Source organism: Aphanizomenon flos-aquae FACHB-1287 (genome assembly GCF_014698755.1).
GTDB lineage: Bacteria > Cyanobacteriota > Cyanobacteriia > Cyanobacteriales > Nostocaceae > Dolichospermum > Dolichospermum flosaquae.
The window spans coordinates 1-16258 of the sequence record NZ_JACJTO010000040.1; the positions used below are offsets into that span (position 1 = coordinate 1).

General features: G+C 37.5%; 14 protein-coding genes. 7 read left to right on the forward strand and 7 right to left on the reverse strand.

Annotated features, from left to right (window positions below; translation table 11 throughout):
• Positions 1-223 precede the first annotated feature (223 nt).
• A complete protein-coding gene (locus H6G44_RS20775) occupies positions 224-310 on the reverse strand; it encodes a 4-Cys prefix domain-containing protein (protein ID WP_338078973.1) in 87 nt (28 codons plus the stop codon).
• Positions 311-547: 237 nt separating this feature from the next.
• Here H6G44_RS20775 and H6G44_RS16320 point away from each other — a divergent pair, with 237 nt between their 5' ends.
• Entirely contained in the window at positions 548-1504 is a 957-nt protein-coding gene (locus H6G44_RS16320) for an NAD-dependent epimerase/dehydratase family protein (protein WP_190387592.1), read from the forward strand.
• 357 nt (positions 1505-1861) lie between these two features.
• Here the strand turns inward: H6G44_RS16320 and H6G44_RS16325 are convergent, their stop codons facing one another.
• Positions 1862-3190 carry an APC family permease gene (locus tag H6G44_RS16325; RefSeq protein ID WP_190387593.1) on the reverse strand — a complete coding sequence of 443 codons (1329 nt, stop codon included), beginning with the start codon at positions 3188-3190 and terminating at the stop codon, positions 1862-1864.
• A gap of 97 nt (positions 3191-3287) precedes the next feature.
• Positions 3288-4373 carry a 4-oxalomesaconate tautomerase gene (locus H6G44_RS16330; protein WP_190387594.1) on the reverse strand — a complete coding sequence of 362 codons (1086 nt, stop codon included), beginning with the start codon at positions 4371-4373 and terminating at the stop codon, positions 3288-3290.
• 891 nt (positions 4374-5264) lie between these two features.
• Here H6G44_RS16330 and psbB point away from each other — a divergent pair.
• The 6 genes from psbB (at position 5265) to H6G44_RS16360 (ending at position 10823) form a co-directional block, all read left to right on the forward strand.
• Positions 5265-6791 carry a photosystem II chlorophyll-binding protein CP47 gene (gene psbB, locus H6G44_RS16335; RefSeq protein ID WP_190387595.1) on the forward strand — a complete coding sequence of 509 codons (1527 nt, stop codon included), beginning with the start codon at positions 5265-5267 and terminating at the stop codon, positions 6789-6791.
• 98 nt (positions 6792-6889) lie between these two features.
• On the forward strand, positions 6890-6994 hold the full coding sequence (locus tag H6G44_RS16340; protein ID WP_015083195.1) for a photosystem II reaction center protein T: 105 nt from the start codon (positions 6890-6892) through the stop codon (positions 6992-6994).
• Between the two features lie 309 nt (positions 6995-7303).
• A complete protein-coding gene (locus tag H6G44_RS16345) occupies positions 7304-8356 on the forward strand; it encodes a 30S ribosomal protein S1 (RefSeq protein ID WP_190387596.1) in 1053 nt (350 codons plus the stop codon).
• A 123-nt stretch (positions 8357-8479) separates the two neighbouring features.
• Positions 8480-9214 (forward strand): HAD family hydrolase, encoded by a 735-nt coding sequence (locus tag H6G44_RS16350; RefSeq protein WP_190387597.1) that lies wholly within the window; start codon positions 8480-8482, stop codon positions 9212-9214.
• A 1008-nt stretch (positions 9215-10222) separates the two neighbouring features.
• Positions 10223-10381, forward strand: a complete 159-nt coding sequence (locus tag H6G44_RS16355; protein WP_190387598.1) for a hypothetical protein — start codon at positions 10223-10225, stop codon at positions 10379-10381.
• A gap of 271 nt (positions 10382-10652) precedes the next feature.
• Positions 10653-10823 carry a hypothetical protein gene (locus H6G44_RS16360; RefSeq protein WP_190387599.1) on the forward strand — a complete coding sequence of 57 codons (171 nt, stop codon included), beginning with the start codon at positions 10653-10655 and terminating at the stop codon, positions 10821-10823.
• A 268-nt stretch (positions 10824-11091) separates the two neighbouring features.
• Here H6G44_RS16360 and pgsA read toward each other — a convergent pair whose 3' ends face one another.
• The 4 genes from pgsA to cysC all read right to left on the reverse strand — a co-directional run bounded on the left by pgsA (position 11092) and on the right by cysC (position 16232).
• Positions 11092-11604, reverse strand: a complete 513-nt coding sequence (gene pgsA / locus H6G44_RS16365) for a CDP-diacylglycerol--glycerol-3-phosphate 3-phosphatidyltransferase (protein WP_190387600.1) — start codon at positions 11602-11604, stop codon at positions 11092-11094.
• 145 nt (positions 11605-11749) lie between these two features.
• Positions 11750-13228 carry a glycolate oxidase subunit GlcD gene (gene glcD / locus H6G44_RS16370; protein ID WP_190387601.1) on the reverse strand — a complete coding sequence of 493 codons (1479 nt, stop codon included), beginning with the start codon at positions 13226-13228 and terminating at the stop codon, positions 11750-11752.
• A gap of 438 nt (positions 13229-13666) precedes the next feature.
• On the reverse strand, positions 13667-15028 hold the full coding sequence (locus H6G44_RS16375; RefSeq protein WP_190387602.1) for a lipopolysaccharide biosynthesis protein: 1362 nt from the start codon (positions 15026-15028) through the stop codon (positions 13667-13669).
• A gap of 637 nt (positions 15029-15665) precedes the next feature.
• Complete coding sequence (gene cysC, locus H6G44_RS16380) at positions 15666-16232, reverse strand: adenylyl-sulfate kinase (protein WP_190387603.1); 567 nt, start codon at positions 16230-16232, stop codon at positions 15666-15668.
• Positions 16233-16258: the final 26 nt, after the last annotated feature.

The following is a 16258-nucleotide window of genomic DNA, read 5'->3' on the forward strand; positions in this document are numbered from 1 at the left end:
AAGATGTTAGATAAATTCCGCTATCTTCAAGCTTGTATGTGTCAACAAATCAGTTATGTTCATTGGATGGAAGATATTATGAAATGTTGACATTTTTACCCTTGATAATACTACTATACTTAAATATGTAAAGTTTTGTAACGACATTCAACATTTCTGCCCTAAACTATATAAATCACTAATAAATAATGGTTTACCCATTGACTGTTCAGGAGCGCAATATTCAGCAGATCCAATTACCGCACTTTTGACAATATTGAAAATTATCAGGGTTAGGAAAAAGACAGTCAGGATTAAGACATTGACGCATAGACTCACCATCAAAGCTTTATTGTAATTTTACCCTAATTAATCAAGATTTACGCAAAATCTCTCAAAACCTCATTTCTCTGCGTCTGGAAGGGTTCATTTAAAAAAAATATATAATATAACTTAACTAACACCCAGATCCCTGATTTCTCTAAGAAATTGGGGATCTATCTTCTCAAATTATGCTACAATTACGCACTGACTTCAACTATCCCCAAAAACCCCAACATCCAATTTCATGACCAAAAAACGTATTTTAGTTACAGGTGCAAGTGGCTGTATCGGTCACTATATCACTGAAGCCCTAATTCAAAACACCAACTACGAATTGTATCTACTAGTTAGAAATCCCGATAAATTGCAAATTGATACTACAGTCCGTCCTGATATCACTGTTATTCAGGGTGATATGCAAGAGATTGGTAAATTCTCTAATTTACTCAAAACCATTGATATCGCCGTATTAACAGCCACTTCCTGGGGTGGTGAGGGCATTTTTGATATTAATGTCTTCAAAACTCTAGAATTAATGAGTTTGTTAAATCCTGAAAAATGTGAGCAGGTAATTTATTTTTCTACTGCGAGTGTCTTAAATAACAATAATCAACCACTTAAAGAAGCCGGGGAAATTGGGACAGATTATATCCGGTCTAAATATGATTGTTTACATCAAATCGAAAAATTAGCAATTTTCCCGAAAATTACCACAGTTTTTCCTACCTTAGTATTAGGTGGTGATGACAAAAAACCTTATTCTCATCTTACCTCTGGTATTCCCGAAGTTACTAGCTATATTGATATCATTCGTTTTTTACAAGCAGATAGCAGTTTTCACTTTATTCATGGGCGAGATATTGCCACAGTTATCCAATATTTAATTGATTATCCCCCACAACAGCGAGATCCACGCCGATTTGTTTTAGGACAGTCTGCCTTAACTGCTAATCAAGCCATTGAAGAAGTTTGTGCTTATTTAAGTAAAAAGATTTATTTCCGCATTCCTCTATCTATAGGTTTAGCAAACGTGATTATTGCTATATTCCGCATTCAAATGGCAGCCTGGGATAGATTCTGTATGAATTATCGTCATTTTAGCTATGCTCATGCTATTAATCCTAGCAGTTTCAATTTACCTAATTACTGTGTAACAATGACCGACGTTTTGAAAATTAGCGGAGTGAAGGCGGGAATTTAGATCCCAGCCATTTTCAGGTATAGTCGGTTTTAACCGACTACTGGAACTTGATAATTCATAAGTTTAAATTATTGATTTTCAATTTTCAATAAGTTTTTTTAAAAAAAATTTTTGTTTTCAGGGTTCAGCGGTGGAAATATGTGGTATATTAGGGATACTAATATAATGGGAATATAAGCAAAAATATTATTGAGGCATACACTCCCATTGTAAAAATAGCACTTTCAGAAAAAAAAGTCAAGGGATTTTGACCACAAAAAAAAAGCCACAAAAAATTTTTTCAATTTTTTTTCTCTGAGTCAGAATTGTACATTAAAAAACGTCGTCAATCCTGATTCAGGCATTATTTTATTGAGGTTATTCGTTTAATGTTACCTCAATATTTTCTGTGGAATTAATCTGACGAAATATAAAATGCCATATCAGTCCAAGAGCCATTAACCCAATACCAATTAACCAGTAGCGCCATTCAATGCAAAAAGCCAGCAACAGCGAAGACCAACAAGATAGCCAAGATATCCATTTTGGATATAACCGTTCTTCGTTACTGATTTGTAATGCAGCTAGACTGACAATGGCACTTCGGTATAAAGCCCCAAATGTCCCAAAAGACCAAGTAACTTTTACGTCACCGATGAATACAAGAAGGGCGATGATAATACCTACAGCGATGACGGCTAAATCAGGTGTTGTCCCCGCACTATTCAACTTGGTAAAAAAATTAGGCATATCTCCACGACGTGCCATTGCTAACAGCAAGCGAGATACACCCAAAACCGTAGTTAATAAGATACTCAGCATAGAAGTGACAGCGCCAACAGCTAAGAAATTAGAAACAAAGGGAATACCAAAACTATCAGCTACTGCTTTTAAAGGTGCTGCATTCAATCTAGTTGCTTCAGCAAACGCATCTGAACCAATTGATCCCAAACTGATGACTGCTACGCAAATATAAAGGAGCATGGTGGCAATTATAGTGAAAATAATCGCTCTGGGGATACTCTTTTTAGGATCTACGATTTCTTCACCAACCATAGAAATGCGAGCAGCACCATTATAGGAAACAAACATTAAAGCCACTGATTGCAGAAAATTAATTGTCCAGTGATGAGAGTTTGTGCTTGAAAAAGTCAATTTCTCAAACCCATGAGTAAAGCAGAAAAAGAACCCCACAATAATTAAACAAAGTAGAGACAGGATGGTGATAGAAACAACTACAATAGTTGATATTTTAGAACTCCGCATCCCCCCCAAAACAATGAAAGTGATCAAAAATACAGCAGTTTCCGCTACAGGGACTAAAATCCCAGAATCGGTCATACCGAGATTATTTAAAAGATAGCCAGAAAATCCCAGGGCTGCGGTAGCTGCTACGGCAGTTTTGCTTAAAAGATAGATCCAGCCGCCAGTAAAGCCTAACCAGGGCGTTAAGTATTTATAACCATATTCATAGATACCACCACTAACAGGATGATTAACAGCAAGTTGGGCGAGGTTGAGACTGTTACAAGCTGCTAATAAGCCAGCAACTATTAAGGCAGCGATCGCCGCTGAACCAGATATCTCAGCAGCAAGACCAATACTGACAAAAATCCCCGCGCCAATGACTGATGCTAATCCCATGATTGCCGCACTTAGCCAATCTAACTCTCGTTTCAGTTGCTTTGGCGGATTTTCATTTAACATAGTGTTTCCTTTGAATTGATCTAATTCAACAAACGACTTGATACATAAACATTACCCGAGACGCACAATTCGCACATAGTGTTTCCTTTGAATTGATCTAATTCAACAAACGACTTGATACATAAACATTACCTGATAAAAGCAGACGCACAGTTCGCACAATGCCCGCACTTTCAACAATCATGGACGAATCTTGATTAGTTGTCACCAAAGAAACCTCAATTTTCCCAGCAGGATGCTCAATTATCACCATTTCATTGCCAGAACCTATTGAAGTAGTAATACCTTCGGCAACAGAACCTTTCAGGAGACTACAGCAACCCACACAAATTGCACCTGTGACAGCATGGGCGCTATGGCAAACATTGGGGACAAAATAACGGGAGGTAATGTTTCCTCCATAACGTGGCGGTGCAATAATCGCAAATTTAGGAATTACACTATTTGTAACATCACCTAGTCCCATTCGTTCACCAGCAATGCGGCGAATTCTGGCAATTCGGGCTAAGAAAGCTGTGTCTGCATCTAGTTCTGCCTTGGTTTCATAACCAGTTTTACCTAAATCATTAGCTCGTGCTATGACCATAGGCATGGCGACATCAAGACAAGTAACCTCAACTCCCTCGATTTCTTCACGACAATAGCCGGTTGGTAAAAGTTGACCTGTTTTAGAACCGACAATATCCATGAAGTTGAGTAAAACTGGTGTTGCTGTCCCTGGTACACCGTCAATGGACATATCACCATCGTATATAATTTGTCCTTGAGGGGTCAGGACTAGAGCTTCTATTAGTGCATTGGTATTGACGTTACGGATTTTGACAATAGTTTTCTGATCCATTGCGGTCACAAGACCTCTGGTAATGGCTGCATGACCGATAGCAGCAACCATGTTACCGCAGGATGGACTCCAATCAATCTCCGCCTGATTAATGCTCACTTGACCGAAGAGATAATCTACATCAGCCCAAGGATGTGGAGATGGTGAGAATATGGCAACTTTGCTGGTTAGTGTTGTTGCGCCTCCGATTCCGTCTATTTGGCGGTCATCTGGTGAACCCATTGCGGCTAGAATTATCTTGTCTCGGATAGTTGTATCTGTGGGTAAATCTGACTGCAAAAAAAACGGTCCACGAGATGTGCCGCTACGGAATAATAAACATGGGATTGCTAACTGTTTCATAGATAACATCACGGGAGATTACCAACCCAGCGTTTTAGTTCTGGAGTTTTAACAATGCAATGAAAAGTTGCTCTGATTGTATTATTATGACTGTAATCAATGATGACTCCAAAATTAGCGGCGTGAAAAAAGGCAAATCATTATTTTGTCAGCAGTACAAAACCATAAGCCTTTGGAAGGCAACTATATGATGATTTTTTCAACCCACTTTTTTATAGTTCTTTGATAGTACATGACCGAAAAGACGGGACACAAGCCCCGTCCTTCTAGGACGGCTTTATGTTAAAATTTGGTCATAGTCGCCATAGGGCATTGGGAGACTTTAAACGGACATGGAGGGACGATAAGACCACTTGTGGCGTGTTTCATTGAAGTGTCAAGAATTACCGCACCTTCAGGTCGGTGAGTATGTCAACTAAGGCTCTTAAAACCATCCTTGTCGCTTGTATCTCAGCACGCTTTGTAACTGAGCTTTACACTTACTGGGATATTTATGTAAAACCCCAATTTAGTTTTATCCTGTATCCTGGAATAGTGGACTTAAAAAAACTTCGGACTTCCCGATAGATCAGGTTATAAACAGCCTTTCTAGAGACTAGTAGCAATATTTAAGCCCCAATCTATGTAACCCCAGAGATGTAAACACTTGCAAAGCGTGCCATCAATAGTTACACTTTTTAAAATATTCTCATTTTTGTTTAGCGATTATCCAAACACTTCCACAGCTAGTTCTTGACAGAGACCTAAATCTGTGGTAGTGGGTCGGTATTGTCAAACTCAAAATCAGCAATAAAAAAACTTAGAGATTCCTCTAATTGGCGGTTTCCACCATGCAGAACCTCTGTAAGAAAATTGCTTTGTAAACATAACTATCCAGGAGGCTTATAGTCAATGGGACTACCTTGGTATCGAGTACATACAGTCGTTCTGAACGATCCAGGTCGGCTGATTTCCGTACACTTAATGCACACAGCTTTAGTAGCTGGCTGGGCGGGTTCAATGGCATTGTACGAACTAGCCGTTTATAACCCTAGTGATCCAATTCTTAACCCCATGTGGCGACAAGGGATGTTCGTACTTCCTTTTATGGCACGTTTAGGCGTAACCGAATCTTGGGGCGGCTGGAGTGTAACTGGTGGTACAGCAGTAGACCCCGGTTTCTGGTCATTTGAAGGCGTTGCTGCGGCTCACATCGTTCTCTCTGGTTTATTATTCTTGGCTGCGGTGTGGCACTGGGTTTTCTGGGATTTGGAACTCTTTAGAGATCCTCGCACTGGTGAACCTGCCCTAGACTTGCCAAAAATGTTTGGTATTCACCTGTTCTTATCCGGTTTACTTTGTTTTGGTTTTGGCGCTTTCCACCAAACTGGACTCTTTGGTCCAGGAATGTGGGTATCTGATGCTTACGGAATCACTGGTAGTATTCAGCCAGTAGCACCAGAATGGGGTCCGGCTGGATTTAACCCTTATAATCCAGGTGGTATTGTTGCTCACCACATTGCAGCGGGTGTAGTCGGTATTATCGCGGGTTTATTCCATCTCACAGTTAGACCGCCCGAAAGGCTCTACAAAGCCCTACGGATGGGTAATATTGAAACCGTACTTTCCAGTAGTATCGCGGCAGTATTCTTTGCTGCTTTCGTAGTCGCTGGAACTATGTGGTACGGTAACGCTGCTACCCCCATTGAATTGTTTGGACCTACCCGCTATCAGTGGGATCAAGGTTACTTCCGTCAAGAAATTCAGCGTCGTGTACAAACCAGTGTTGCCGATGGCGCTACTTTGACCGAAGCTTGGGCGCAAATTCCTGAAAAATTGGCATTCTACGATTACGTTGGCAATAGCCCTGCTAAAGGTGGTCTATTCCGTACAGGTCCAATGGTGAAAGGTGATGGTATTGCTGAATCTTGGCAAGGTCACGCTGTGTTCACAGATGCTGAAGGACGGGAATTAACAGTTCGTCGTTTACCTAACTTCTTTGAAACTTTCCCAGTAATTTTGACCGATAAAGATGGTGTTGTCCGCGCTGACATCCCCTTCCGTCGAGCAGAATCTAAATACAGCTTTGAACAAACTGGCGTGACTGTCAGCTTCTACGGTGGTAATCTGAATGGTCAAACCTTTACAGACCCCGCTGATGTTAAGAAGTATGCCCGGAAAGCTCAAGGTGGGGAAATCTTTGAATTTGACAGAGAAACCTTGAACTCTGACGGTGTATTCCGTACTTCTCCTAGAGGTTGGTTTACTTTCGGTCATGCTGTATTCGCTTTGTTATTCTTCTTTGGTCACTTGTGGCACGGTTCACGGACAATCTACCGTGATGTATTTGCCGGTGTGGAAATTGAAGAAGAACAAGTTGAATGGGGTCTTTTCCAGAAGTTGGGTGACAAGACAACTCGCCGGAGAACGGAAGCTTAAAACTTGGATCAGGTGTGAAGTAGAAAAATCTACTTCATGCTTTTTCCCCGGTTTGGTAAACTAAAATTACTGGCTCAATAGGCACAGATCTGAAAAATATGGAAAGTGTTGCTTACATCTTGATTTTAGCCCTAGCAATAGGTGTACTCTTTTTTTCAATCGCCTTCCGCGAACCCCCCCGGTTTGAGAAAAAAGATAAGTAGTTAGTTATTCCCAATTTGTGAGGGAATATATGCTAATAATATCCGTTGTTACTGATAATAGTAGCAACGGATATTCTGTTTTAGGTATTAAAACTCAGATATCACCTGTTCCCTTTTACCTATTACCCATTCCCTATTCACCGCCATATATGATATAATTTTATGTCTGGAAGTTGATATGTGTTAAGACTAGCTATTCTAAGCTAGGATAAGACAGCAATGTAAGTGGAAATTGTCATCCCCCTACTTACATATAAACTGAATTTATGACAAAACCTTTACGGAGACTAGACCCAGGAATACATTAGCATGGTCAATCAGAACTTAACCGCTACAGAAATTGGATTTACCCACGAAGATTTCGCTGCTCTACTAGATAAATACGACTATCATTTCAGCCCTGGTGATGTCGTACCGGGTACAGTTTTCAGTATAGAGCCGCGCGGCGCTCTGATTGACATAGGTGCGAAAACCGCAGCATATATACCCATACAAGAAATGTCTATTAACCGGGTTGATGCCCCGGAAGAAGTCTTACAATCAAACGAAACGCGGGAATTTTTCATCCTTACCGATGAAAATGAAGATGGTCAGCTCACCCTTTCAATTCGTCGGATTGAGTATATGCGGGCTTGGGAGCGAGTACGACAGCTACAAGCAGAAGATGCTACTGTCCGCTCTGGTGTTTTCGCAACCAACCGTGGTGGTGCATTAGTGCGAATTGAAGGACTGCGCGGCTTTATCCCCGGTTCTCATATTAGCACTCGCAAACCCAAGGAAGATTTGGTAGGCGAAGAACTGCCTTTGAAATTCTTAGAAGTAGATGAAGAGCGTAACCGCTTAGTTCTCTCCCATCGTCGAGCACTAGTTGAGCGCAAGATGAACCGCTTGGAAGTTGGCGAAGTGGTTATCGGTACTGTTCGCGGTATCAAACCTTACGGTGCTTTCATTGATATTGGTGGCGTGAGCGGATTACTTCATATTTCTGAGATTTCCCACGAGCATATTGATACTCCTCATAGTGTATTCAATGTCAATGATGAAGTGAAAGTAATGATCATTGATTTGGATGCTGAAAGGGGACGGATTTCGCTGTCTACTAAACAGTTAGAACCCGAACCTGGTGACATGATCAAAAACCGTGATTTGGTTTACGATAAGGCCGAAGAAATGGCAGCTAAGTATCGGGAACAATTGCTTGCCAAACAGCAGGGTATTACTACACCTGTAGAAGCAGCACCTGTGGAAGCTACGGATGTGGAAACTGTAGCTGGAGACGTTGCACCTGCGGAAGCTGTACTTGAGGAAGAAGTTCCCCCAGCAACAGAAATTGAAGAAGAGATCCCCCCAGCTATTGAATAATAGATTGATAATTTTCAGTAATTACAACTCGGATTGTTAAAGTATATGACAAAGAGGGGAAAACCCTCTTTTTTTTTACTTACAATCTAAAGTCAGCAATTAATATGAGTAAGGTGGGATATTTTGGTAACTATTAAATGTAAAGACGTTGCGTTTTCTAATATTGAAGCAGTTTTATTTGATAAAAACGGTACTTTAGAAGATTCTGAGTCATATTTAAGAACATTAGGACAAAAAATCAGCCGGATGATAGACGCGCAAATTCCCGGTATTGGTGAACCATTGTTAATGGCTTTTGGCATTAATGGTAATTTTTTAGATCCAGCAGGTTTAATATCAGTAGCAAGTCGTAGAGAAACGGAAATTGCCGCAGCAGCTTACATTGCGGAAACTGGTAGGGGATGGTTTGAGTCTTTAAAAATTGCTTGTCAAGCTTTAGAAGAAGCAGATCAATATGTTGGTAAAACTCCTTCACCTTTATTTATGGGTAGTTTGGAGGTATTACAGTCTTTGTCAGTAGCGGGGTTAAAATTGGGGATTCTCTCAGCAGCAACGACTCAAGAAGTCCAGACATTTGTAAGGATTCATCAGTTAAGCGATTATTTACAACTAGAAAAAGGTGTTGATGATGGCCCTAGTAAACCAGACCCAATACTGTTTTTAGAGGCTTGTCAAGCTTTGGGAGTCGCACCAGAGGCAACTTTAATGGTAGGTGATTCTGTCGGTGATATGCAAATGGCCCGTAATGCTAAAGCTGCTGGTTGTATTGGTATTACTTGGATTGGTAGAGCAGATAATGTTCAGGGTGCAGATGTGGTAATTAATCAACTTGATGAAATTCAGATTTTTGATGATTAAATGATTTTCTGTTTCTATGGAAATATTGTTTTTATTGATACAATCCCATTTCCAAGTTCATTTCTATTACCAAAAAAGGGAACAGGGAATAGACAAAAGTTGCACTAGTTTAAAGCTCAGTCAAAAAAAAAGATGTTTTTAAAAGATGCGTAGCACGAGAAAAAACAGTGTCATTATTTCAATCTCTTTTAAACATGAGTTTTTCCTGTTCCCTCTAAAATTGATCAAAACCTAAATAATTTCTATTAAAAACTAGTAATTATTTTTATAAAAACACTAATCAATATATTAGCGTATAAGTATTATATAACCTAGCAAAACATTTTGCAGCTAAATACATTAACGTCCCTCCCACCCCTGCTAAATTCCCACTGGAAAACCGCACGGGTAGTTTTTTTATGCTTGCTGTCAGGGAGACTCCTTCCCTGATCATACATAAGCAGTCCTTATCAATATCATCAATTATTTTCTTACTAAGTTATATTAAAAATCTCTCATAATCTATTGACACTTTCTAACAATCTTGTTATATTAGTTTACATAACTTAACAAACCCCAGAAATATTATGTATACTCCAAAAGAACAAAAAGGCCTTCTTAGCGACTACGTGAGAGATCCCAAACTTTACGAAGCAAAATCTCATAAAATAGCCCAATATAGCCGCCATCATTCTCAACGTCATTTAGGAATATTCGACGTAAGCTCTACAGTTGTAGTTACATCAAGGTTTTCCTAAGGTTTCTGGAATATTTATGTTTAATAATCGTTCAAAAATTCTCTTATATTTCCCCTCCCCACCCCTGCTAAATTCCCACTGGAAAACCGCACGGGTGGTTTTTTATGGCTGCTGTAACTGAGATTTTTACCCGATTTTAGGTAAACAGCCTTTATTAAAAAGATAAATTATTCTTTTGCTAAATTAAATTAAAAATCTCTCATAATCTATTGACACTTTGTAACAATCTTGTTATATTAGTTTACATAACTTAACAAACCTTGGAAAAATTATGTATACTCCGAAGGGACAAAAAAGCCTTTTTAGCGACTACGTGAGAGAACCCAAACTTTACGAAGTAAAATTTCCCACAAAAAAGCAACAAAGCATTAATGCTTTTCAAGGTTCTGTAGCAATGTTCGATATAAATCCTGCATTTTTAAGTGCATAGAGGGTTAGATAAAGTTTTCGGCCTCGATATTTGTATCTAAACGTTATTCAAAAATTCTCTTAGATATTCCCCACCTCCGCTAACTTCCCACTGGAAACCCAGCGTGAGTTTTTGAGGCTGTTGTCACTAAGATTTTTACCCAGATTCTAGATAGGTGATTTTTATACGTATCATAAGATTTTCCTTTGTCAATATCTATTGACGGTTTGTAACAATATTGTTATCATGGTCTTATCATAATTTACGGAATGTAACAAACCGAAAAAACATTATGTATACGACAAATAAACAAAAAGGCATTCTTAGCAACTACGTCAGAGAACCCAAACTTTACCAAGCAAAATCCTTTACAAAAGCGCAACACAGTCGGTATGATTTTCAAGGTTCTTCAGGAATATTTGATGTAACTTATACAGTGCTAGTTACCTGGAAAGATACCTAAATTTTTCAGTTGCAGTATTATTTGTATGTAATCAGCATTGATGAAACTAAATATGACTTTAGGTGTAGAGATGTTCCATAGAACCTCTCTACAAGGGTTTTGGAATCATCATTTTCATACATTAAATCAGCAACGCCTATCTAATCTAATCTTTATGCAAATTTTCTCCCAATTAAGCCCTGTTTGGTCGGGGTTTTTTATTCGTTAATTAAAAAATCTTGTGTAATCTGCTTTTTAAAATTCGAGTTTTATGTTCATAAATTGATTTTCAATCCTTAGTTTTTTGAGGAATGAGATAAATGATTCCCGAAAGAATTGTTAATATTACAGATATCCAAAAAGAAATTAAAACTGGAGTTTGCCAAATTGGTGATAAGGGTGCAATGAGGAGAGATATGGCAATTATTTGACTAACTGTTTTTAGTTTACCCCAAATATTTGCACCGCTGATAGTAGTTTGATTAACTCGCCAACCTGCGATCGCTAATTCTCGTGCTAGAATTATAAATACTGCCCAAGCTGGGATTTTTCCTAATTCTACTAATACTAATAATGGTGCAAGTACCAATAATTTATCTACTAAAGGATCAAGAAATTTACCTAATTCACTAATTTGATTAAGTTTTCTGGCTAAATATCCATCTAACCAATCAGTTAAAGCTGCAATTAAAAATATAGTTAAACAGATCCATTTTGCTTGATTTGTGGGATTGTATAAACCGTAGAGTAAAAAAGGTATTCCCAGCAGTCGAGAAAAAGTAATCCAATTAGGTAAAGTCATAAGAATTAACAATGTCAGAATTAGAGGCCTAAAGGAAGAATTAAAGACAGGGAAAAACAGAGAATTAGGAATTAAATAAAGGTGGTAAAAACTTTATTTCATAATATCAGGAATAGCTATATATTCCTGATTCCTAACTTTTTTGTTAAAATCTTTCTACATCTGAGAATTTTTGAATAGATACTTTTGCAGTTTCTCCACAAGTGCGGGGTGTGGGGAAAATTTTCCCAGGATTTGCTAAACTTTGAGGATTAAATACCTGTCTTACCCATTGCATTGTTTCCAAATCAACTTCACTAAACATATCTGGCATATAACATTTTTTATCAGCGCCAATACCATGTTCACCGGAAATACTACCGCCGACTTTTACACACAATCTCAGAATTTCTCCTCCCAATTCTTCGACTTTTTCCAATTCTCCATGTATGGAATTATCAAATAAAATTAATGGGTGTAAATTACCATCTCCAGCGTGAAAGACATTAGCAATAGGATAACCATATTGATTGCTTAACCGCTCAATTTCTTGGAGAACATAAGGTAATTGGGTGCGAGGAATTACACCATCTTGTACATAATAATCTGGGCTAATATGTCCTGCTGCGGCGAAAGCTGCTTTTCTACCTTTCCATAATTTTAATCTAGTTTCTGGGTCACTAGCACTAGTGACATTTCGCGCTCCATTTTTTTGACAAATTTCTTTAACTCGCTGTTTATTAGCAGAAACTTCCACTTCTAAACCATCAATTTCTACTAATAGGATAGCAGCAGCATCACGAGGATAACAATTAGTAGCAACCACATCTTCTACAGCGTTAATACTAATATTATCCATCATTTCCATACCACCAGGAATAATGCCCGCGCTGATAATATCAGAAACCGTTGCAGCAGCAGCATCTACACTGGTAAAATCTGCCAATAAAACACAAATTGATTCCGCACTTTTGAGAATTTTTAAAGTGATTTCTGTCGCAATTCCTAAAGTACCTTCTGAACCGACAAAGACACCGGTTAAATCATAGCCTGGAGTTTCGGGAATTTGTCCACCAATATCAACAATTGCACCATTAGGAAGGACTATTTTTAAACCTAAAACATGATTTGTTGTCACACCATATTTTAAACAATGTACCCCTCCTGAATTTTCGGCAATATTACCACCAATAGAACAAATAATTTGACTAGAAGGGTCTGGTGCAAAATAAAAACCAGCGCCGCTAACTGCTTGAGTCACCCAACTATTAATTACTCCTGGTTGCACTATAGCCCGCTGATTTTCTAAGTCTATTTTTAAGATTTGTCGCATTAAAGAAGTGACAATTAAAACGGAATTTTCTGCTGGTAAAGCGCCACCAGATAAACCTGTTCCTGAACCTCTAGCAATAAAGGGAACGGAGAATTGATTGCAAATTTTGACGATTTCTGATACTTGTTCCGTGGTTCTTGGTAATACTGCAACGGGGGGAGATTGTTTATAGCTGGTTAACCCGTCACATTCATAGGTAAGGAGTTCTTCTTTGCGTTGTACTACACCTTTTTCTCCCAGGACTGCGACAAATTTTTTGATTATGGGTTTCCAGTTTATGGTTTGAGTTTTTGTTGATTCTTGGGTAAGCATAGAGGTTTTTATCTGTGGTAGATGTTGATGATAGCAAAATATTGATTTAATTGTTTATTATATCATAAAATATATTTATAGTATTTTAGCGTAATGCGCCATAATTAAGAATTTGATCATACTATACTCAATAGATACTTTCCTGATATTATCTTTTCTATTTCCATCCTGGCTTTTTGTTGTAGTTGTTTGGCATTTTCTCTGATTTTTGTGATATGTTCACCCATTTTATTTTGGTTAATGGAATTAATAAATATGATCAGGATCAGAATGTTCAAGATTAAAAGATGAACAGAATAAAAATAGATATTTTAATGTTTTTGGAAAATTGTTTCACATAATTATGGTAACATTTTTTGTTTTAGGGGCTTCCTCGCCCCTATTTTTTACTCTCTTATTTTATTAAATTATTGTCACCTTTCATTTTTAATCATCTTGTCACTCGTTAAGGGTTTTGTCAGACTCAAGTGCTGGATTAAAAAAGCCGATAAAAATGGAAGGATTGATTTTAATATGTTTGACAACTAAGAAACTTAACCAAACATTAGAGATTATCATAGTCACACTGGTAGCGATCGCTGATCCGATCATCCCTAAAGTAGGAATAGCGATTGTATGTAAAACTAAATTAATGATTAAGCAATAACCAATCACAGGTAAGGATTTTTTGTGATGACCTGTCATGACCATTAAACAACCGACAGAACCACATAAAGCATCAAATAATCTACCTATAACCAATATCTTCAGCGATAAATTAGCATCAACAAAGTCTGGTCCAAAAATACTCAATATTGGTTGAGTAAAAAACATTAAACACAAAGAAATCAGTAAACTAGGCCAAAATATCCAGTAATTAGCGGTGGTAACGAGTTTTTGTAAACCGGGAATGTCTCCTTCAACATACAAAGTTGCAAACCTGGGTGCAGATATCTTATTTAATATCACCAACACGATAATTATCCAGTGACCAGTTCTGACTGCGGCACTATAAATACCTGCTTGTGCAGGACCGAGGAAAGAACCAACCAGGAGAATATCAGATTGCTCTAAGATGGTAAAAAATGCTTGTTGTAGCAACAAAGTAACAGAGATTCCTAACCATTCTTGAGTAGAATAAATCGGGGTAGCTGGTTCAATCTCATTATTTACTTTCTGATGCAACAACCAAAATTGCACAATAACTACAATAAATAACGTAGTTATAGCTACACAAATCATTGGTAAGCTAGTCAGAAAATAGCCTTGTTTTGATAAAAAATATCCCCCACAAAATACTAATATTGGCCAGATTATTTCTGATGGAATGAAAGCTAAGGTAATTGTTGCCATTGTTCTAGCTGTCTCCATCTGCAAATGTACCAGAGATTGCAATGGTAATAATAACATTCCCACTAACATGGGTATCCCATATACAAAGTTATAATTAACACTCAAATACCAGACTATTGCTACAACAATGAGGGCTAGAAATGTTCCTCCCAATAGGGATAGAAACCAACTTAACCGCAGAATACCACGTAAACGTCCCCAGTCTTGTTTAACTTTATACTCTGAAATTAAACGCACAGATGTACGAGGTAAACCTAAACAAGCAGGGATTGCTAAAAGTAAAGCCCAAGAATTAACATATTCATAAATACCATATTCAGTTTGTCCCATCCATTGTGCTAGACAAATTTGCACTAAATAAGTTATCAATATATTACAAACTTGAATGCTTAGAGCTATGGTAGCATCTTTAGAAAATGCTTCTAAGAGAATATTCTTTTCGGGTTGATAAAGTGAAGATTCAGTCATATCAATTTTGGATTTTAGATGTTGGATTGACTCTATATGTATATAAGCTTGAACAATTTATTTTCCCTATCCTCTACTCCCTACCTCCTTTCTCATTTTATATAATACCCATGTTATACTCAGTTGTTTAAACAACTCACTTACTGAAATCTGACCATGAGATTCACTATCTAGTTCCCGAATGGAGATTTGTTGTATGACTAAAGATCAACCTCCTAAGAAAATGTTTTAAAAGTAGAAGAATATCGCAAAAAAGCTCACAAAGTATAAGCTGAAATTTGAAGATATCAGCACCTTGTGAACAAATGACTAAAGTATATTTTAGTAACTTGATATAAAATGGGAATTGATTCCAAAAGAGTTTCCATTAGCTCAACCGTGTGGTCGCTACAAAATTTAAGAATATATAGTAGTTCCCATGCTCGTGAGGTACAAAGTTTTTTAGTTTTAGGGAACAGAGAATAGGGAATAAATTGGTTTGTACTTCATGAGACTGGAAAACAATATATACAGTTAGAAGTACCATATCAACATGAAGTTGAAAAATTAAAAATTAAATACGGTTTCAGATAGATATTTATACCAATCTGAAACCTATTATTAAGATTTCCAGGAATTGAATAATTACCAATTAACTTTAGACATTAGTTAATTGAAGTTCGGGAATATCAGATACTGGAATATATCCCATTTTTTCCAAGTAATGTATTACCTTAACAACACTTTCATCAATACTTTCCTGTTCCGTATTACAAATAATTTCTGGATTTATAGGTTCTTCATAGGGGTCATCAATCCCTGTAAATCCTTTAATTTTTCCAGATCTAGCTTTGGCATATAAGCCTTTAACATCTCTATCTTCACAGGTTTCTAAAGATGCTTTGACATAAACTTCTACAAAATTTTCTGTCATTTGTCTTACCTTTTCTCTCGTTTCTCGATAGGGACTAATAGCAGAAACAATGGCAATTACTTGATAACGACTTAACAGACTGGCCACAAATCCAATGCGATGAACATTAATATCCCTGTCTTCTTTACTGAAACCTAAACCTTGGGAAAGATGAGTTCTCACCACATCTCCATCTAAAACTTCTACCTGACAACATCGTTTTTTTAACTCCAATTCTACCCCCTGAGAAACAGTGGTTTTACCAGCACCACTTAACCCTGTAAACCATAAAGTTAATCCAGAATATTTCATGTTAATTTCCTATTGTTTATTGTTTG

Coding starts and splice junctions, on each gene's coding strand:
- H6G44_RS20775 (WP_338078973.1), bottom strand. CDS start 310: ATGCGTCAATGTCTTAATCCTGACTGTCTTTTTCCTAACCCTGATAAT.
- H6G44_RS16320 (WP_190387592.1), top strand. CDS start 548: ATGACCAAAAAACGTATTTTAGTTACAGGTGCAAGTGGCTGTATCGGT.
- H6G44_RS16325 (WP_190387593.1), bottom strand. CDS start 3,190: ATGTTAAATGAAAATCCGCCAAAGCAACTGAAACGAGAGTTAGATTGG.
- H6G44_RS16330 (WP_190387594.1), bottom strand. CDS start 4,373: ATGAAACAGTTAGCAATCCCATGTTTATTATTCCGTAGCGGCACATCT.
- psbB (WP_190387595.1), top strand. CDS start 5,265: ATGGGACTACCTTGGTATCGAGTACATACAGTCGTTCTGAACGATCCA.
- H6G44_RS16340 (WP_015083195.1), top strand. CDS start 6,890: ATGGAAAGTGTTGCTTACATCTTGATTTTAGCCCTAGCAATAGGTGTA.
- H6G44_RS16345 (WP_190387596.1), top strand. CDS start 7,304: ATGGTCAATCAGAACTTAACCGCTACAGAAATTGGATTTACCCACGAA.
- H6G44_RS16355 (WP_190387598.1), top strand. CDS start 10,223: ATGTATACTCCGAAGGGACAAAAAAGCCTTTTTAGCGACTACGTGAGA.
- H6G44_RS16360 (WP_190387599.1), top strand. CDS start 10,653: ATGTATACGACAAATAAACAAAAAGGCATTCTTAGCAACTACGTCAGA.
- pgsA (WP_190387600.1), bottom strand. CDS start 11,604: ATGACTTTACCTAATTGGATTACTTTTTCTCGACTGCTGGGAATACCT.
- glcD (WP_190387601.1), bottom strand. CDS start 13,228: ATGCTTACCCAAGAATCAACAAAAACTCAAACCATAAACTGGAAACCC.
- H6G44_RS16375 (WP_190387602.1), bottom strand. CDS start 15,028: ATGACTGAATCTTCACTTTATCAACCCGAAAAGAATATTCTCTTAGAA.
- cysC (WP_190387603.1), bottom strand. CDS start 16,232: ATGAAATATTCTGGATTAACTTTATGGTTTACAGGGTTAAGTGGTGCT.